At 57.5% G+C, this 18,656-nt stretch carries 13 protein-coding genes; 1 reads left to right on the top strand and 12 read right to left on the bottom strand.

Features of this window, described 5'->3' with window-relative positions; all coding sequences use genetic code 11:
- Positions 1–17: 17 nt before the first annotated feature.
- The 4 genes from tuf to rpsL form a co-directional block, all read right to left on the bottom strand.
- Positions 18–1,193 (bottom strand): elongation factor Tu, encoded by a 1,176-nt coding sequence (tuf, locus tag SULPSESMR1_RS12935; protein ID WP_089421192.1) that lies wholly within the window; start codon positions 1,191–1,193, stop codon positions 18–20.
- Positions 1,194–1,281: 88 nt separating this feature from the next.
- On the bottom strand, positions 1,282–3,399 hold the full coding sequence (gene fusA, locus SULPSESMR1_RS12940) for an elongation factor G (RefSeq protein WP_089421193.1): 2,118 nt from the start codon (positions 3,397–3,399) through the stop codon (positions 1,282–1,284).
- Between the two features lie 40 nt (positions 3,400–3,439).
- A complete protein-coding gene (gene rpsG, locus SULPSESMR1_RS12945; RefSeq protein WP_089421194.1) occupies positions 3,440–3,910 on the bottom strand; it encodes a 30S ribosomal protein S7 in 471 nt (156 codons plus the stop codon).
- A 201-nt stretch (positions 3,911–4,111) separates the two neighbouring features.
- Positions 4,112–4,483, bottom strand: a complete 372-nt coding sequence (gene rpsL / locus SULPSESMR1_RS12950; protein WP_028957955.1) for a 30S ribosomal protein S12 — start codon at positions 4,481–4,483, stop codon at positions 4,112–4,114.
- Between the two features lie 403 nt (positions 4,484–4,886).
- On the opposite strand from rpsL, the gene SULPSESMR1_RS12955 reads away from it, so the two are divergent.
- On the top strand, positions 4,887–5,696 hold the full coding sequence (locus SULPSESMR1_RS12955) for a putative rhamnosyl transferase (protein WP_089421195.1): 810 nt from the start codon (positions 4,887–4,889) through the stop codon (positions 5,694–5,696).
- Here SULPSESMR1_RS12955 and SULPSESMR1_RS12960 read toward each other — a convergent pair.
- The 8 genes from SULPSESMR1_RS12960 to rplK form a co-directional block, all read right to left on the bottom strand.
- Positions 5,685–6,551 (bottom strand): DMT family transporter, encoded by an 867-nt coding sequence (locus tag SULPSESMR1_RS12960; protein WP_089421196.1) that lies wholly within the window; start codon positions 6,549–6,551, stop codon positions 5,685–5,687. The genes SULPSESMR1_RS12955 and SULPSESMR1_RS12960 overlap by 12 nt on opposite strands.
- The gene (locus SULPSESMR1_RS12965; protein WP_157729014.1) at positions 6,551–7,363 is read right to left on the bottom strand and encodes a glycosyltransferase; all 813 of its coding nucleotides are present in this window, start codon (positions 7,361–7,363) and stop codon (positions 6,551–6,553) included. Before SULPSESMR1_RS12965 ends, SULPSESMR1_RS12960 begins: the two co-directional genes overlap by 1 nt.
- A gap of 165 nt (positions 7,364–7,528) precedes the next feature.
- Positions 7,529–11,779, bottom strand: a complete 4,251-nt coding sequence (gene rpoC / locus SULPSESMR1_RS12970; protein ID WP_089421198.1) for a DNA-directed RNA polymerase subunit beta' — start codon at positions 11,777–11,779, stop codon at positions 7,529–7,531.
- A 70-nt stretch (positions 11,780–11,849) separates the two neighbouring features.
- Positions 11,850–15,986 (bottom strand): DNA-directed RNA polymerase subunit beta, encoded by a 4,137-nt coding sequence (gene rpoB, locus SULPSESMR1_RS12975; RefSeq protein WP_089421199.1) that lies wholly within the window; start codon positions 15,984–15,986, stop codon positions 11,850–11,852.
- Positions 15,987–16,233: 247 nt separating this feature from the next.
- Positions 16,234–16,608 (bottom strand): 50S ribosomal protein L7/L12, encoded by a 375-nt coding sequence (rplL, locus tag SULPSESMR1_RS12980; protein ID WP_089421200.1) that lies wholly within the window; start codon positions 16,606–16,608, stop codon positions 16,234–16,236.
- Between the two features lie 71 nt (positions 16,609–16,679).
- Positions 16,680–17,195: a 50S ribosomal protein L10 gene (gene rplJ / locus SULPSESMR1_RS12985; RefSeq protein ID WP_089421201.1), complete on the bottom strand. Its 516-nt coding sequence runs from the start codon at positions 17,193–17,195 to the stop codon at positions 16,680–16,682.
- Between the two features lie 265 nt (positions 17,196–17,460).
- Positions 17,461–18,159, bottom strand: a complete 699-nt coding sequence (gene rplA, locus SULPSESMR1_RS12990) for a 50S ribosomal protein L1 (protein WP_089421202.1) — start codon at positions 18,157–18,159, stop codon at positions 17,461–17,463.
- 1 nt (position 18,160) lies between these two features.
- Positions 18,161–18,586: a 50S ribosomal protein L11 gene (gene rplK / locus SULPSESMR1_RS12995; protein WP_089421203.1), complete on the bottom strand. Its 426-nt coding sequence runs from the start codon at positions 18,584–18,586 to the stop codon at positions 18,161–18,163.
- Positions 18,587–18,656: the final 70 nt, after the last annotated feature.

Here is an 18,656-nt window from a genome sequence, read left to right on the forward strand (position 1 = left end):
CCGGCCCGCTCGGCGGCTTATTCGGTGATCTTCGACACCACGCCGGCGCCCACTGTGCGGCCACCTTCACGGATCGCAAAGCGCAGGCCTTGCTCCATGGCGATCGGCGCGATCAGTTCAACGTCGAACTTCAGGTTGTCACCGGGCATAACCATTTCCGTACCTTCGGGCAGGTTCACGGTGCCGGTCACGTCTGTCGTCCGGAAGTAGAACTGCGGACGGTAGTTCGCGAAGAACGGCGTGTGACGCCCACCTTCATCCTTGGTCAGGATATAGGCTTCGGCTTCGAACTTGGTGTGCGGGTTCACTGAACCGGGTTTGCACAGAACCTGACCACGCTCGACGCCTTCACGGTCAATACCGCGCAGCAGGGCGCCGATGTTGTCACCAGCTTCACCACGATCCAGCAGCTTGCGGAACATTTCAACGCCTGTGCAGGTCGTTTTCTTGGTGTCACGGATGCCGACGATTTCGATGTCGTCGCCAACGTTGATCACGCCACGCTCGATACGACCGGTCACAACTGTACCACGACCCGAAATCGAGAACACGTCCTCGACGGGCATCAGGAACGGCTGGTCCACGGCACGCTCGGGTGTCGGGATGTACTCGTCAACAGCGGCCATCAGCTTTTTGATCGACTCTTCGCCGATCTCGGGGTCGCGGCCTTCCATAGCGGCCAGAGCCGAGCCGGGGATGATCGGAATGTCATCGCCAGGGTAATCATACGAGGACAAAAGCTCGCGGATTTCCATTTCGACCAGTTCCAGCAGTTCTTCGTCGTCCACCTGGTCCACTTTGTTCATGTAGACAACCATGTAGGGGATGCCCACCTGACGGCCCAGCAGGATGTGCTCGCGCGTTTGCGGCATCGGGCCGTCTGCTGCGTTCACAACCAGAATCGCGCCGTCCATCTGGGCAGCACCGGTGATCATGTTCTTGACGTAGTCGGCGTGGCCGGGGCAGTCGACGTGCGCATAGTGGCGCGCTTCGGTTTCATATTCGACGTGTGCGGTCGAAATGGTGATGCCGCGGGCTTTTTCTTCGGGCGCGCCGTCGATCTGGTCGTAGGCTTTGAAGTCACCAAAGTATTTGGTGATCGCAGCTGTCAGCGTCGTTTTACCGTGGTCAACGTGGCCGATTGTGCCGATGTTAACGTGCGGTTTATTGCGTTCAAACTTTTCCTTAGCCATGAGAGGCCTCCTATTTGTCTTGTTTGGGCGGCGGGGCAGGCCCCGCCCTACGTGTGGTGGGTAGGGCGGGGCCTGCCCCGCCATCCCGTTATGCGAATTTGGACTGGATCTCTTCCGAGATGTTTTGCGGTACGGCTTCGTAGTGATCAAACTGCATCGAGAAGTTCGCACGACCCGAGGACATCGAACGCAGGGTGTTGATGTAGCCGAACATGTTGGCCAGCGGCACGAATGCGTCAATCGCAATCGCGTTGCCGCGGGTGTCCTGACCCTGAACCTGACCGCGACGCGATGTCAGGTCGCCAATGATGCCGCCAGTGTATTCTTCCGGCGTCACAACTTCGACTTTCATGATCGGTTCCAGCATCTTCGCACCGGCCTTGCGCATGCCTTCACGCATACACATCCGCGCTGCGATTTCGAACGCCAGAACGCTCGAGTCCACATCGTGGAATTTACCGTCGATCAGCGCAACCTTGAAGTCGATCACGGGGAAACCAGCCAGAGGGCCGCTGTCCATGACCGAACGGATGCCTTTTTCAACGCCCGGGATGTACTCCTTGGGCACCGAACCACCAACAATGCGGCTCTCGAACGAGAAACCTTCGCCCGGCTCTGTCGGCGAGATGATCATCTTCACCTCGGCGAACTGACCCGAACCACCCGATTGCTTTTTGTGGGTGTAGGTGTGTTCGACTTCGTGGCCGATGGTCTCGCGGTAGGCCACTTGCGGCGCACCGATGTTCGCCTCGACTTTGAACTCGCGACGCAGGCGGTCAACCAGAATGTCGAGGTGAAGTTCGCCCATGCCCTTCATGATGGTCTGACCGGATTCAATATCGGTCTCCACACGGAAGGAGGGGTCTTCGGCGGCCAGACGTTGCAGGCCCATCGACATTTTTTCCTGGTCGGCTTTGGTCTTGGGCTCGACGGCGATCTCGATCACGGGATCGGGGAACGTCATCGTTTCCAGAACAACAGGGTCGTTGACGGCGCAAAGCGTGTCACCGGTTGTGGTGTTCTTCAGACCTGCCAGCGCGATAATGTCGCCCGCGAACGCTTCGGTGATCTCTTCACGCTCGTTCGAGTGCATCATCATCATTCGGCCAACACGCTCTTTGTTGCCCTTGGTCGAGTTCAACAGCGTGTCACCCTTGTTCAGCACGCCCGAGTAGATGCGTGTAAAGGTCAGGGTGCCGACGAAGGGGTCGTTCATGATTTTGAACGCCAGCGCCGAGAACGCCATCGTATCATCCGCGCGACGCGGAATGTTGCGTGTTTCTGTTTCGTCACCGGGTTTGAAGCCCATGTAATCTACAACGTCCATCGGCGACGGCAAATAGTCGATCACAGCGTTCAGCAGAGGCTGGACGCCTTTGTTCTTGAACGCGGAACCACACAGAACGGGGATGAATTTGATCGCCAGTGTACCCGCACGGATCAGGCGGCGCAGTGTCGGCACATCGGGCTCTTCGCCTTCAAGATATGCTTCCATCGCGTCGTCGTCCATTTCGACGGCAACTTCGATCATTTTCGCGCGCCATTCGTCAGCTTGGTCTTTCAGGCTGTCGCGGATCGGACGCTTGAACCAGCTTGCGCCCAGATCTTCGCCTTCCCAGACCCATTCTTCCATGGTCACGAGATCGATCATGCCTTCCAGCTCGGTCTCGGCGCCAATCGGAATCTGGATCGGGCAAGGGGTCGCGCCGGTGCGGTCCTGAATCATGCGAACGCAGTTGAAGAAATCCGCGCCGATTTTGTCCATCTTGTTGACGAAGACAATCCGCGGAACTTTGTAGCGGTCGGCCTGACGCCACACGGTTTCGGTCTGCGGCTCGACACCCGCGTTGGCGTCAAGAACGGCAACCGCACCATCAAGAACCGCCAGTGAACGTTCGACTTCAATGGTGAAGTCAACGTGGCCGGGGGTGTCGATGATGTTCATGCGGTGCTTGGGCGTGTCGGGTGTCTCACCGTCTTCGGTGCGCTCCCAGAACGTGGTGGTCGCAGCCGAGGTGATCGTGATGCCACGCTCTTGCTCTTGTTCCATCCAGTCCATGGTGGCGGCGCCATCATGCACCTCACCGATGTTGTGCGACTTGCCTGTATAGAACAGAATACGTTCCGAACAGGTTGTTTTACCAGCATCAATGTGTGCCATGATGCCGAAGTTGCGGTAGCGGTCGAGCGGATAATCGCGTGCCATTGGGCTGCTTCCTCAGAGATTGCGTCGGAGAACCGACGTATTACCAACGATAATGGCTGAACGCTTTGTTGGCGTCGGCCATCTTGTGTGTGTCTTCGCGCTTTTTGACCGCTGTACCGCGGGACTGAACGGCGTCCATCAGTTCGCCTGCAAGGCGCTCTTCCATGGTGTTTTCGTTCCGTGCGCGGCTGGCTTTGATCAGCCAGCGGATTGCCAGGGCTTCGCGGCGCTCGGGGCGCACTTCGACGGGAACCTGGTAAGTCGCACCGCCGACGCGGCGCGAACGCACTTCGACGGAGGGTTTGATGTTGTCCAGCGCTTCGTGAAACACTTCCACGGGGGCGCGCTTGATTTTGACTTCAACGCGCTCAAGTGCGTTGTAGACGATGCGTTCGGCGGTCGATTTCTTACCGTCCAGCATCAGGTTGTTCATGAATTTTGTCAGAACCTTATCGCCATACTTGGCGTCGGGCAGGACTTCGCGTTTTTCAGCGGCGTGACGACGTGACATCCTCAGCTTCCCTCTTCGGTGGCCGCACAACGTGTCTCATGACTGCGGTGGCGGTGTTTTGATATGTATCGCAAGATGCGAGAGCGAATTTTTCCAATCTAGCATGCAGTTAATCTGCATTCAGACCGTGCAAGGCCCTGCGTTGCCACAAGACCCAAAGCGCTTTCACCAGTGCGGTAGGCATGGTGAAAGCGCCGAGCATTATTTGGGACGTTTCGCGCCGTATTTCGAACGGCGTTGTTTCCGGTCCTTGACGCCTTGGGTGTCCAATACGCCGCGCAGAACGTGGTAACGGACACCGGGAAGGTCTTTTACGCGGCCGCCACGGATCAGAACCACAGAGTGCTCCTGAAGGTTGTGGCCTTCACCCGGGATATAGCTGATGACTTCGAAACCGTTGGTCAGGCGAACCTTCGCAACGCGACGCATGGCCGAGTTCGGTTTCTTGGGCGTTGTTGTATAAACGCGTGTGCAAACGCCGCGCTTTTGCGGGCATTCTTGCAGGTGCGTCGATTTCGAACGTCGGATTTTAGGCTGGCGCGGCTTGCGGATCAGCTGTTGGATCGTTGGCATTCCGGTTTTTTCCCCGTCTTACACATGTGCTGCGGGAGAACCCCGCGGTTTCAATTCAATCGTCCGCGCGTCCACGGACCAACTCTGATGCATCCCGAAAGATGCGATATACGTTGCGCATAACACGCCAATGCAGAAATGACCGCGACGTTCCCGTACCGAGGCGAACGTTGCGGTGTGTTACCAGAGGAACGAGCCCATAGGAGGCCGGTTCGTGAGCACATCAAATCTGATTTCGGGACGAGAGCAGGCCGCTCCCTCACCGAGATGTCGCGCGTATAGGGGGAGTCGCAACGGGTGTCAACAGTACCTGGCAGGTGCCGCGCTCCCGCATCCACCGTCTTGCGCCGCGATGCACCGCTTGTATGGTCGGCCAAGTGTATTTGAACAAAAGGGCGTTGCAATGCAAGTGATCGGGTTGTGCCGGTTTTCCTATCCCGCCATCGGCGGTTTTCAGGTGGATCACCCCACGATGGAAGAGCGCATTGCATATCTGTATGCGCCGGCACGGATGGAAGAGCGTTTTGCCACATTCGAGACGATCACCCTGCCCCCTTTGCGTGCGCAGACCGACCCTGACTTTACCTTTCTGGTCGTGATTGGTGACAGCCTGCCAGATCACTACCGTCAACGGCTTGAAGCATTGCTGAGGGACATTCCCCAAGCAGTCATCGCCGCCTATCCGCCACTTCGCCATCGCAAGATCATGCAGGATGCAATCAACGAAGTGCGCGCCTTTGACGGGCAACACTGCCTGCAATTCCGCATGGATGACGACGATGCTGTCGGTGTGCGTTACGTCGAGCGACTGCGCGAGGTGGCGCAGGATGTCAAAGGATTGGCTGCCAAGAACAGATACCTGGCCATCGATTTCAATCAGGGCTTTGTCGCGCGTGCCAGCGCCAAAGGGATCGAAGCGATGCCAACCAAACTGCCCTATACCACTGCCGGTCTGGCCCTGATGTTCAAACCCAAGATTGTGATGAGCGTGATGAACTTTGCCCACGTCAAAGTTGCACAGAACATGCCCACGGTGACGATCACCAACGAAGACATGGTGCTGCGCGGACATAATGACTTCAACGATAGCCGCCAAAAGAGCAACGTCAAACCCGTACCACTGGACCTGCTGGATGCCGACGGTGAAGCGTATTTGCGCGACGTCTTCAACATTGACGCGGATCATGTCCGCCGCGTGTATTCAGCGCTTTAGCAACTGCCGCTCGCGGTACAGCGTGAACAGCCCCATGCCCACCACAATGCCCGCCCCCAACAGGGTTAGCGGCGCAGGCCAGTCGCCAAACACCAGCCAGCCCAGCAACAGCGCCCAGATCAACCCTGTATACCGGAACGGCGCGATAAACGCGATGTCGCCCGTGCGCATCACCTGCACGCTGAAATAGTAACCACCAAAAACAAACACCGCCGATCCTGCCAGCATCGCCCACAAGCGCGGCGTCACCGGTTGCCAGGTTTCTCCCAAACTGAAGGCCGCAAAGAACAGCAAGACGGCCAACGCGGCGCTGAGCGTAACAGTCATACCCGGCACATCGGGTGACAGCCGCCGTGTCGACAGATCGCGTACCGTCACCGACAAAACAGCCAGCAGCCCGTAAAGCGACCAGACGTTAAACCCGTCGGTGCCCGGGCGCACGATCAGCAACATGCCGACAAACCCCACCCCGATCGCCACCGCACGCCGCCAGCCCACCGACTCGCGGAACACCAGTGCGCTGCCCAAGGTCACGGTCAACGGCAACGCCTGCATGATGGCCGAGATATTGGCCAAGGGCATGTTCATCAGCGCCGTGATAAAGAAATAGGCCGCCGAGATTTCGCTGGTAGAGCGGATGCCAACCAATATCCAGTCCCGCCGCCGCAGATCAAACCGCAGCGCCCCCAGATAGCGGGCCAGCGCAAAGATCAGAACCGTGGAAAAGATGCCCCGCAATGTCAGAAGCTGGCCCAGAGGCAGCGCCCCGTCGGTCATTTTGATCACGGTGTCGTTGAAAGTGAAACACGCCATCGACGCCATCATCAGCAGCGCCCCAAAAACATTCGGTGACATCAAAGACCTTCCAGCATCTCGGGTGTCAGCCCAAATCCCTTGCGTAAAACACGCTGGATCGCACGCGGCTGCAACGTCCCTTCGCGACCTGAAGGTTCGGCGCCTGAATCATTATCCTGATGCACCGAACGGATGAACATCGGTTCGCTCACTTCGGTGTAGCAGTCGTAGTATTGAGTAAATTGCCGGTGGTTGCGGCGGAACACAGTGGCATGATCCCCCTTGCGGGCGACCAGTGTCAGACCGATCCCCAGAGGCGTCCTCTCGAACCGCTCGGTCAGCATCGGGTCGGCCTTGGTGTTCAGGTAGAACCCGCGATTGAAGCCAATAACAAAGGGCGCATCGCCCGAGCGGACGCCCAGCAGGGCCTTGGCGACCTTGCGGATACGGGCGGTGGTGGTGCGGTGCATTCCGTCGTCATCGTCCTGACGGAAGGTGGCGATGTGCGTGGCGTCCGGATCATCAGGCAGCGCGAAATAGGCCTGTTTGACCGCCTGCACATGGGTCATCGGCGGCAGCGCCACGATCTGCACGGGGGCAAACCCCGCAACCAGATTTTCCAGCCGGGTGCGTGCTGCGTCAGGGAAACTGTCACCAATCAAGATGGCGGCGGAAAAATCGGTGTCGTCCTGCAAGGCCAGCGTATAAAAGGCGAGCTTTTCGAACCACGCGAACCGACGTTCCAGCCGGTCGGGATCATAGAGCATCTCGCGCATTTTATCGACGCCCTGCTTGGATTTGGCGAAACCGTTTTCGGACAGATAGGAAAACCGGATCAAACCTTTGATCTGTACCTTATTGTTCTTCGCCATGCCGCGCCCTGCCTTGTTCGACATCACGCTAAGCGATGATGTTGTAACGAAAAAGCCTTTATGCACGATTTCAGGGCAGCCGACCGTAAAACCGTTACCGCCCTGCCCCCCAACGCAAAAAGCCCCCGGCGCACCGGGGGATTTTGCAATGTCATGTCTGTGCGATCAATCGCGGCTGTCTTCGTCCGAGATGACGGTGTTGAAGACGTCGCCGCCAACCACGTCGTCCTGTGCAGAAGGCTCGGGTGCGGCCAACGCAGCGGCTTTTTCGGCCTCTTCGCGGCGTGCTTCGATCACAACGTTGTCGCGGTCCGAGGCGATCTTGCGCATCTGTTGCGTTGCACCACCGGTGCCCGCAGGGATCAGACGGCCCACGATGACGTTCTCTTTCAGGCCAACCAGTTTGTCGCGCTTACCCTGAACCGATGCCTCAGTCAGAACGCGTGTGGTTTCCTGAAACGACGCCGCCGAGATAAAGCTGCGGGTTTGCAGGCTTGCCTTAGTGATGCCCAACAAGATCGGTTCGCCCGTTGCGGGACGGCCCTTTTTGGAAATCGCTTTGGCGTTAGCCTGATCGAATTCCTGCTTGTCGACGTGTTCGCCCTTCAGCAGCGTGGTGTCGCCACTGTCCTGGATTTCCCATTTTTGCAGCATCTGACGCACGATGACTTCGATGTGCTTGTCGTTGATCCGCACACCTTGCAGGCGATAAACGTCCTGCACCTCGTCGATCATGTAGTCCGCCAGCGCTTCGACACCCATAATGGCAAGGATGTCGTGCGGTGCCGGATTGCCGTCCATGATATAATCGCCCTTCTGGACAAAGTCACCTTCCGCAACGGGAATGTGCTTGCCCTTGGGCACCATGTACTCGACCTTGTGGTCCGGATCTTCCGAGCTTTCGATCGCGATGCGACGCTTGTTTTTGTAGTCCTTGCCAAAGCGCACATAGCCGTCGATTTCCGCGATGATGGCGTGGTCTTTGGGGCGGCGTGCCTCAAAGAGTTCGGCCACACGCGGCAGACCACCGGTGATGTCCTTGGTTTTAGAGCCTTCACGCGGGATACGCGCAACAATCTCGCCGGCCTTGATCTCTTGGCCGTCTTCGATCGACAGAACCGCATCCACAGACATCGGATAGGTCACCGGGTTGCCCGCATCGTTGCGGACCGGTTCGCCATCTTCACCCACAAGGATCACTTCCGGTTTCAGCTCGTTGCCTTTGGGGGCCGCGCGCCAGTCGATCACGATCTTCTGGGTCATGCCTGTCGCGTCATCGGTCTCGTCTTTGACGGCGATACCGCTGACCAGATCGACAAACTTGGCTGTACCCGATTTCTCGGCGATGATCGGCAGGGTGTAGGGATCCCATTCGAACAGTTTGGCCGAGCGCACGATGGTGTCACCGTCCTTGACGAACAGCTTGGAACCATAGCCGACCTTGTGGCTGGCACGTTCCTCACCGTTTTCATCCAGAATCGACAGCTTCATGTTCCGACCCATGACCATGACTTCACCAGCTTCGTTTTCGATGGTGATGCCGTTCTCGATCCGGACCTTACCGCTGTGGCTGCTTTCCAAGAAGGATTGCTGACCACCCTGTGCAACGCCGCCGATGTGGAATGTCCGCATCGTCAACTGTGTACCAGGTTCACCGATGGATTGGGCGGCGATGATGCCGACCGCTTCGCCGGTGTTGACGCGCGTACCGCGCGCAAGGTCACGACCGTAGCAGGTGGCGCAAACGCCCTCTTCGGCTTCGCAGGTCAAAGGCGAACGGATGCGCATGGATGCAACACCGTGTTCATCAACCGAGTCGGCCATGCGTTCATCGATCAACGTACCGTGTGCGATCAGAATCTCGTCGGTGCCGGGTTTCAGCACGTCCTCGGCCACGACACGACCCAGAACACGTTCCGCCAGCGACGACACAATTTCACCATCGTTCACAGCCGCAACAGCCGTGATCGATTTTTCGGTGCCGCAGTCGATCATGCGCACGATGCAGTCTTGGGCCACGTCCACCAGACGACGGGTCAGGTAACCCGAGTTCGCCGTTTTCAACGCCGTATCCGAAAGACCCTTACGCGCACCGTGAGTCGAGTTGAAGTATTCAAGAACGGTCAGACCTTCCTTGAAGTTCGAGATGATCGGCGTTTCGATGATGTCGCCGTTCGGCTTCGCCATCAGACCGCGCATCCCGCCCAGCTGTTTCATCTGGGTAACCGAGCCACGCGCACCGGAGTGGGCCATCATGTAGACCGAGTTCGGCTCCATTTCAGCACCCGTTTCGTCGATCTGAACCGCCGAGATTGCGCCCATCATGGCGTCGGTGACCTTGTCGTTACACTTCGACCATGCGTCGACAACTTTGTTGTACTTTTCACCCTGAGTGATCAGGCCGTCCATGTACTGCTGTTCAAAGTCCTTGACCAGGTCACGTGTCTCATCAACGATGGTCCACTTGGTTTCGGGGATCAGCATGTCGTCCTTGCCAAAGGAAATACCGGCCTTGAACGCTTCGCGGAAGCCCATCGTCATGATCTGGTCGCAGAAGATGACGCTCTCTTTCTGGCCACAATACCGATAAACGGTATCAATGATCTGCTGCACTTCTTTCTTGCGCAGCAAACGGTTAACCAGATCGAAAGGTGCCTTGGCGTTCAACGGTAGAAGCGCGCCCAGACGGACACGGCCCGCAGTGGTTTCGTAACGCTTCATGATCTCCTGACCGTCGTCGTCGATCTGCGGCACACGTGCCACGATCTTCGAATGCAGGTGGATCACACCGGCGTCCAGCGCGTGCTGAACTTCTTCGATCGAGCCAAAGACCATGCCTTCGCCCTTCATGCCGGTCCGCTCCAGGGTCGTGTAATACAGACCCAAGATCATATCCTGCGAAGGAACAATGATCGGCGCGCCGTTGGCGGGCGACAGAACGTTGTTGGTCGACATCATCAGAACGCGTGCTTCCAACTGGGCTTCCAGCGAAAGGGGCACGTGAACCGCCATTTGGTCACCGTCAAAATCGGCGTTGAAGGCCGAACAAACCAGCGGGTGCAGCTGGATCGCTTTACCTTCGATAAGGATCGGTTCGAACGCCTGAATGCCCAAACGGTGCAGCGTTGGCGCACGGTTCAGCATGACAGGGTGTTCGCGGATGACCTCGTCGAGAATATCCCAGACCTCGGGACGTTCTTTTTCAACCAGCTTTTTGGCTTGCTTCACGGTCGAAGACAGACCTTTTGCCTCAAGCCGCGAGTAGATGAACGGCTTGAACAGCTCCAGCGCCATCTTCTTGGGCAGACCACATTGATGCAGCTTCAGTTCGGGGCCAGTCACGATGACCGAACGACCCGAAAAGTCGACGCGTTTGCCCAGAAGGTTCTGACGGAAGCGACCTTGCTTACCCTTCAGCATGTCCGACAGCGATTTCAGCGGACGCTTGTTGGCACCAGTGATCACGCGGCCACGGCGGCCGTTGTCGAACAGCGCGTCGACGGATTCCTGCAACATGCGCTTTTCATTACGCACGATGATATCGGGCGCACGCAGTTCGATCAGACGCTTCAAGCGGTTGTTCCGGTTGATCACGCGGCGGTACAGGTCATTCAGGTCGGAGGTCGCAAAGCGGCCACCGTCCAGCGGCACCAGCGGGCGCAGTTCCGGCGGGATCACGGGGATCACGGTCAGAACCATCCACTCGGGGCGGTTGCCGGATTCGAGGAAAGATTCCACGACTTTCAGACGCTTGATGATCTTTTTGGGCTTCAGCTCGCCTGTGGCCTCTTTCAGATCCGCGCGCAGGTTGTCAGCCTCTGCTTCAAGATCGATCATCGACAGCATTTCACGGATCGCTTCGGCACCAATATTGGCGGTGAAAGCGTCCATGCCATAGGCATCTTGCGCGTCCATGAATTCTTCTTCGGTCAGCATTTGACCGTAAGTCAGGTCCGTCAGGCCGGGCTCGATCACGACGTAGTTCTCGAAATACAGCACGCGTTCCAGATCGCGCAGTGTCATGTCCAGCATCAGACCGATGCGCGAGGGCAGCGATTTCAGGAACCAGATGTGTGCAACCGGCGACGCCAGTTCGATGTGGCCCATCCGCTCGCGGCGGACCTTTTGCAGGGTGACTTCCACGCCGCATTTCTCGCAGACAACGCCGCGATATTTCATGCGTTTGTATTTTCCGCACAGGCATTCATAGTCTTTGATCGGGCCAAAGATACGTGCGCAGAACAGACCGTCACGTTCAGGTTTGAACGTGCGGTAGTTGATGGTTTCGGGCTTTTTGATCTCACCAAAGGACCACGACAGAATCCGCTCTGGCGAGGCCAGCGAGACCTTGATTTCATCGAACGTTTTGACCGGAGCGACCGGATTAAACGGGTTGTTTGTAAGTTCCTGGTTCATTTTCAAATCCTTGAAAGGGAGGCATTGGAAGAGGCGAACGGGAGGGCGGGAGAATTCCCGCCCGCCGCCATTATTCGTCTTCCTCAGCGTCCAGGAGTTCCATGTTCAGGCCGAGGCCACGGACTTCTTTGACCAGAACGTTGAAGCTCTCCGGCACGCCGGCTTCAAAGTTGTCCTCGCCTTTGACGATGCTTTCATAGACTTTCGTCCGTCCGGCAACGTCGTCCGACTTCACGGTCAGCATTTCCTGCAGGGTGTAGGCGGCACCATAAGCTTCCAGAGCCCAGACCTCCATCTCACCAAAGCGCTGGCCACCGAACTGCGCCTTACCACCCAGCGGCTGCTGGGTAACCAAGCTGTACGGCCCGGTCGAACGCGCGTGGATTTTGTCGTCCACAAGGTGGTGCAGTTTCAGCAGGTACTTGATGCCGACAGTTACAGGGCGTGCAAATTGCTCGCCTGTGCGACCATCGAACAAGATCGACTGACCCGATGTGTCAAAGCCTGCGCGGCTGAGCGCGTTGTTCACGTCCGCCTCTTTCGCACCGTCAAAAACGGGCGTGGCGATCGGAACGCCGCGGGTCACGTTGCCCGCCGCTTCCAGCAGCACTTGCTCTTCCATATCCTTGATGCCCTCGTCATAGACATCATCACCATAGGCCAGATGCATCGCTTCGCGCACCGGCGTCAGATCACCCGACCGGCGGTATTCCTGCAATGCCTCGTCCACATTTATGCCCAAACCGCGTGCGGCCCAGCCCATGTGGGTTTCGAGAATCTGACCGACGTTCATGCGCGACGGCACGCCCAGCGGGTTCAGACAGAAGTCGACAGGTGTACCATCGGCAAGGAATGGCATGTCTTCCATGGGAACAACCTTGGAGATAACCCCTTTGTTCCCGTGGCGGCCCGCCATTTTATCACCCGGCTGCAGCTTGCGCTTCACCGCGACAAAGACTTTGACCATCTTCATCACGCCCGGCGGCAGGTCGTCGCCGCGACGGACTTTTTCGACTTTATCCTCAAAACGGGCATCCAAAGTGCGCTTTTGCACTTCATATTGCTCGTTCAAGGCCTCGATCACCTGTGCCGATTGCTCATCTTTCAGAGCAATCTGCCACCAAGCGGACCGCGGGTAAGCCTCAAGCGTGTCGGCATCAACTGTGCTGCCGGCTTTGACGCCTTTGGGGCCCTTGGCCACTTCTTTGCCCAGCAGCATGTCGCCCAGACGGGCATAGATGTTGCGGTCAAGGATCGCGAGTTCGTCGTCACGGTCACGAGCAAGGCTTTCGACCTCTTCGCGCTCGATTTGCAGGGCACGTTCGTCTTTTTCAACGCCGTGGCGATTGAACACGCGCACTTCGACAACTGTACCGAAGTCGCCCGGTTTCACACGCAGCGATGTATCGCGGACGTCCGATGCCTTTTCACCAAAGATGGCACGCAACAGCTTTTCTTCCGGCGTCATCGGGCTTTCGCCCTTGGGTGTGATCTTGCCCACCAGAATATCGCCCGGCTCGACGTCCGCACCGATGTAGACGATGCCAGCCTCGTCGAGGTTGCGCAGCGCTTCCTCACCGACGTTGGGAATGTCGCGGGTGATTTCCTCTGGCCCAAGCTTGGTGTCACGGGCCGCAACTTCGAATTCCTCGATGTGGATCGAGGTGAAAACGTCATCACGCGACACGCGCTCCGAGATCAGAATGGAGTCTTCGTAGTTGTAGCCGTTCCACGGCATGAACGCGACGACCACGTTTTTGCCCAAGGCCAGCTCGCCCATATCGGTCGAGGGACCATCGGCAATCACTTCGCCCTTCTGAACGGTGTCACCCACCTTTACCAGTGGACGCTGGTTGATACAGGTGTTCTGGTTCGAACGCTGGAATTTGCGCATGCGGTAGATGTCCACACCCGCGTCACCCAGTTCCAGATCGGACGTGGCGCGCACAACGATACGGGTCGCATCGACCTGATCGATGATACCGGCCCGTTTCGCCATGATCGCAGCGCCCGAGTCGCGCGCCACAACTTCTTCGATGCCGGTGCCGACCAGCGGCGCCTCGGCCCGCAAAAGCGGCACGGCCTGACGTTGCATGTTCGAGCCCATCAAAGCACGGTTGGCGTCGTCGTTTTCAAGGAAGGGGATCAACGAGGCGGCAACCGAAACCAGCTGTTTCGGCGAGACGTCGATCAGATCGACATTCTCGTTCGGCGACAGCATGTAGTCACCCGATTTCCGCGTGGACACCAGATCGTTCACAAAACGCATGTTCGCGTCGAGGTTGGCGTTCGCCTGCGCCACAGTGTGACGCATTTCCTCGGTCGCGGACATATAGTGAACCTCATCGGTCACCACCGAGTCTTTGACGACACGATAGGGAGTTTCGATGAAACCGTATTTGTTCACGCGGGCAAAAGTGGCCAGCGAGTTGATCAGACCAATGTTCGGACCTTCGGGTGTTTCAATCGGGCACATCCGACCATAGTGGGTCGGGTGGACGTCACGCACCTCAAAGCCTGCACGCTCGCGGGTCAAACCGCCCGGCCCAAGCGCCGACAGGCGGCGTTTGTGTGTCACTTCGGACAGCGGGTTGGTTTGGTCCATGAACTGCGACAGCTGGCTGGAGCCGAAGAATTCGCGCACAGCAGCAGCAGCCGGTTTGGCGTTGATCAGATCCTGAGGCATCACGGTGTCGATTTCGACCGATGACATCCGTTCTTTTATCGCACGTTCCATGCGCAACAGGCCCACGCGGTACTGGTTTTCCATCAGTTCGCCGACCGAACGCACACGACGGTTGCCCAAGTGGTCAATGTCGTCAATGTCGCCACGACCATCGCGCAGATCGACCAGCGCCTTGATGCAGGCCACGATGTCTTCGCGGCGCAGCGTGCGCTGGGTGTCATCTGCATCCAAGTTCAGACGCATGTTCATTTTCACACGGCCAACAGCGGACAGGTCATAGCGTTCGCTGTCAAAGAACAACGTGTCGAACAGGTTCGACGCCGCTTCGACGGTGGGCGGTTCGCCCGGACGCATCACGCGGTAGATGTCCATAAGCGCGGTGTCGCGGTTCATGTTCTTATCGTTGTGCATCGTGTTGCGCATGTACGGACCGACGTTGATGTTGTCGATGTCCAACACGGGAATCTCGGTGATACCTGCGTCGATCAGCTCTTTCGCGGTGCCGCCGATCAACTCGCCTTCTTTGTCGTATTCCAGCGTCAGTTCGTCACCGGCTTCGATGTAGATCGCACCGGTTTCCTCGTCGATCATGTCTTTGGCAGCAAATTTGCCAACGATGTGATCGAAGGGAACCAACAGGTTCTCGACTTCGCCCGCGTCGATCAATTGCTTGACGGCACGAGGGGTGATTTTCTTGCCCGCTTCGGCGATCACTTCACCCGATGCTGCGTTCACCAGATCATATGTGGGACGGGTGCCGCGCACACGGTCGGGGAAGAACGGCGTGACCCAGCCCTTGTTCTTTTCCAGCTTGAACGTGACGGTTTTATAGTAGGCGTCCATGATCGCTTCTTGATCCAGCCCCAGCGCATAAAGCAGGGTGGTGACCGGAAGCTTCCGACGGCGGTCGATCCGTGCAAAGACGATGTCCTTGGCGTCGAATTCAAAGTCAAGCCAGCTGCCGCGATAGGGAATAATGCGGCAAGCGAACAGCAGTTTGCCCGAAGAATGGGTTTTACCTTTGTCGTGGTCAAAGAACACGCCGGGCGAACGGTGCATCTGGGAAACGATAACACGTTCGGTGCCGTTCACGACGAATGTGCCGTTCGGCGTCATCAGGGGCATGTCGCCCATGAACACGTCTTGTTCTTTGATGTCCTTGACCGATTTCGCGCCTGTGTCTTCATCGACATCAAACACAATCAAGCGCAGCGTCACTTTCAGTGGTGCGCTATAGGTCATGTCACGTTGCTGGCATTCTTCAACGTCATATTTCGGCTTTTCCAGCTCGTATTTGACGTATTCCAGAACGGAAGTTTCGTTGAAATCCTTAATCGGGAACACCGATTGGAACACACCCTGAATCCCGTCACCATCGGTGGGGGTCTCAGCATCGCCGGAATTCAGGAAAAGATCGTACGAGGATTTCTGAACCTCGATCAGGTTCGGCATTTCCAGCACTTCGCGGATTTTGCCGTAGTATTTACGAAGACGTTTCTGGCCAAGGAAGGATTGCGCCATGTGAACTGTCACCTTTCAGATTCTCTGCGAGCGCGCGCACCGTCGGGCCACGGTACACCGCCCAGTCGAGATGGTTGGGTTTCGGTCAATTCATGGCCCTCGTCCCACCGAGTGCCTCCCGACCTTTGAAACCACATCCTGGAAAACGCTTCCTCGGAAGCCCTTGCCAAGACAGGTTCGGCTGGACCCGGAAAATTCCGGATCCAGCCCTAAGTTAAGACCGCGGGGACAGGCCCCACGAAATGGCTTACGCCAGTTCGACTTCGGCGCCAGCTGCTTCCAGCTTGGCTTTGACTTCTTCGGCTTCGTCTTTCGACACGCCTTCTTTGATCTTGCCACCGGCTTCGACCAGGTCTTTGGCTTCTTTCAGGCCCAGGCCTGTGATGCCGCGGACTTCTTTGATGACGTTGATTTTCGATGCGCCTGCGTTTTTCAGAACGACGTCGAATTCAGTCTTCTCTTCCTCAGCTGCGCCACCGGCGTCAGCAGGACCCGCCATCATGACTGCGCCACCGGCTGCAGGCTCGATGCCGTACTCGTCTTTGAGGATTGTTTTCAGTTCTTGTGCTTCCAGCAGGGTCAGACCAACGATGTCTTCTGCCAGTTTCTTCAGATCAGCCATGTTCAGCTCTTTCCGTTACGATATGTGTGTTCCAACGTGATGGGGTAACCACACGCCAGTATGACGTTGCTTTATGCAGCCGCCTTGTCCTCAATTGTGGACAAGATGGATGCGATGTTGCTTGCAGGTGCGCCAATGGCCCCGGCAATGTTGCTTGCAGGTGCGCCAAGCATGCCCGCGATGGTGCTGATAAGCTCCTCGCGCGAAGGCATTTTCGACACAGCTGTAACACCAGCCCGGTCCAGAGCGTTCTCACCCATTGCACCACCAAGGATCACGAATTTGTCGTGGTCTTTGGCAAAGCCTTCGGAAACCTTGGCCGCAGCCACGGGATCTTCAGAGAAGGTCAGAACGGTCATACCCGTCAGGAATTCACCGATGCTTGCGCAAGGCTGTCCTTCAAGGGCGATTTTGGCGAGCCTGTTTTTGGCAACACGCACTGCGCTTCCGTGCTCGGCGGCACGGGCACGCAGTTCTTGCATGTTCGCAACTGTCAGACCGGCGTAGTGGGCAACCACAACGACGCCAGAGCTTTCGAAGATTTGGCCGAGTTCCTCGACCACTTTCTCTTTCTGGGCTCTATCCACAGTTTCACTCCAAGTATGGGGGTTTCCCCCCGGCTCAATTCAGCAACCCCGAGGGGCCACCACTTAGGTCCGTTTCAGGGACCGAGGCCAAAATCACCGCAATGCGGATCCTTCAAATCTCGTTTCCCATCTCAGGAAGGAATTATGGATGCGTCAGCAACCACCCTCCGTCTCGGACAGAACGGGGGAACCTCGAAAGGCGTCCCCGCCAACCCGCTTGCGCGGGATCTCGTAACAGGGCGAGGTATTCCTCGCCCCGAAATGCTTATTCGGTGACAGCGTTGTCCACGTCAACCGACACGCCCGGGCCCATAGTGGAGCTAAGCGAAACTTTTTTCATGTAAGTACCTTTGGCACCGGCGGGACGCGCCTTGGCCACGGCACCAACAAAGGCGCGAATGTTTTCAGCCAGCTTGGCCGCGTCGAACGATACCTTGCCAACGCCAGCGTGCACGACGCCCGCTTTTTCGGCTTTGAACTGGACTTCGCCGCCCTTGGCAGCTTTGACCGCGTCCGCCACGTCCATTGTGACCGTACCCACTTTGGGGTTCGGCATCAGGTTGCGGGGACCCAGAACCTTACCCAGACGCCCAACGATCGGCATCATGTCGGGTGTTGCGATGCAGCGATCAAATTCGATCTTGCCACCTTGCACGATTTCCATCAGGTCTTCGGCGCCAACGATGTCGGCTCCGGCTGCCTTGGCTTCGTCGGCTTTCGGGCCACGAGCAAAGACAGCAACGCGCACGTCTTTGCCTGTACCGTTGGGCAGGCCAACCACGCCGCGAACCATCTGGTCAGCGTGACGGGGGTCGACGCCCAGGTTCATCGAAATTTCAACAGTTTCGTCAAACTTGGCTTTGGAGTTGCCTTTGATCAGCGCAACGGCATCCTCAACCGACAGGTTCTCTTTGCCAGCGAATGCTTCACGAGCAGCGGTGGTGCGTTTTCCGTATTTTGCCATCTTACTTCACCTCGATGCCCATAGAGCGGGCAGAGCCCAGGATGATCTGCATCGCCGCTTCGATCGAATTGGCGTTCAGGTCTTTCATCTTCGCTTCGGCGATTTCGCGGATCTGCTTGGTGGTCACAGTACCGACGGTTTCACGGCTGGGCGTTTTTGCACCAGACTTCACCTTGGCCGCTTTTTTCAGGAAATACGACGCCGGGGGCGTCTTGATGTCCATCGTAAAGGACTTATCCTGATAATACGTGATCACGGTCGGGCACGGCGCACCGGGCTCCAGGTCTGCGGTTTTGGCGTTGAACGCCTTGCAGAATTCCATGATGTTGATGCCGCGCTGACCCAGCGCCGGACCGACCGGCGGGGATGGGTTTGCTTGACCGGCGGGCACTTGCAACTTCATAGTGCCGACGAGTTTCTTGGCCATGGGCCTTCTCCTATCTCAACCCCCGCAGGACGCGTCCCTTGGGGCTTTATGTTGTGTGGTCCGGTCCGGA

Source organism: Pseudosulfitobacter pseudonitzschiae (genome assembly GCF_002222635.1).
GTDB lineage: Bacteria > Pseudomonadota > Alphaproteobacteria > Rhodobacterales > Rhodobacteraceae > Pseudosulfitobacter > Pseudosulfitobacter pseudonitzschiae_A.

What these genes read in the sequence shown, in the direction of transcription:
- rplL (WP_089421200.1), bottom strand. Translation starts at nt 16,608, where the DNA reads ATGGCTGATCTGAAGAAACTGGCAGAAGACATCGTTGGTCTGACCCTG.
- SULPSESMR1_RS12960 (WP_089421196.1), bottom strand. Translation starts at nt 6,551, where the DNA reads ATGTCACCGAATGTTTTTGGGGCGCTGCTGATGATGGCGTCGATGGCG.
- tuf (WP_089421192.1), bottom strand. Translation starts at nt 1,193, where the DNA reads ATGGCTAAGGAAAAGTTTGAACGCAATAAACCGCACGTTAACATCGGC.
- SULPSESMR1_RS12955 (WP_089421195.1), top strand. Translation starts at nt 4,887, where the DNA reads ATGCAAGTGATCGGGTTGTGCCGGTTTTCCTATCCCGCCATCGGCGGT.
- fusA (WP_089421193.1), bottom strand. Translation starts at nt 3,399, where the DNA reads ATGGCACGCGATTATCCGCTCGACCGCTACCGCAACTTCGGCATCATG.
- SULPSESMR1_RS12965 (WP_157729014.1), bottom strand. Translation starts at nt 7,363, where the DNA reads ATGGCGAAGAACAATAAGGTACAGATCAAAGGTTTGATCCGGTTTTCC.
- rpsL (WP_028957955.1), bottom strand. Translation starts at nt 4,483, where the DNA reads ATGCCAACGATCCAACAGCTGATCCGCAAGCCGCGCCAGCCTAAAATC.
- rplK (WP_089421203.1), bottom strand. Translation starts at nt 18,586, where the DNA reads ATGGCCAAGAAACTCGTCGGCACTATGAAGTTGCAAGTGCCCGCCGGT.
- rpsG (WP_089421194.1), bottom strand. Translation starts at nt 3,910, where the DNA reads ATGTCACGTCGTCACGCCGCTGAAAAACGCGAAGTCCTGCCCGACGCC.
- rpoB (WP_089421199.1), bottom strand. Translation starts at nt 15,986, where the DNA reads ATGGCGCAATCCTTCCTTGGCCAGAAACGTCTTCGTAAATACTACGGC.
- rplA (WP_089421202.1), bottom strand. Translation starts at nt 18,159, where the DNA reads ATGGCAAAATACGGAAAACGCACCACCGCTGCTCGTGAAGCATTCGCT.
- rpoC (WP_089421198.1), bottom strand. Translation starts at nt 11,779, where the DNA reads ATGAACCAGGAACTTACAAACAACCCGTTTAATCCGGTCGCTCCGGTC.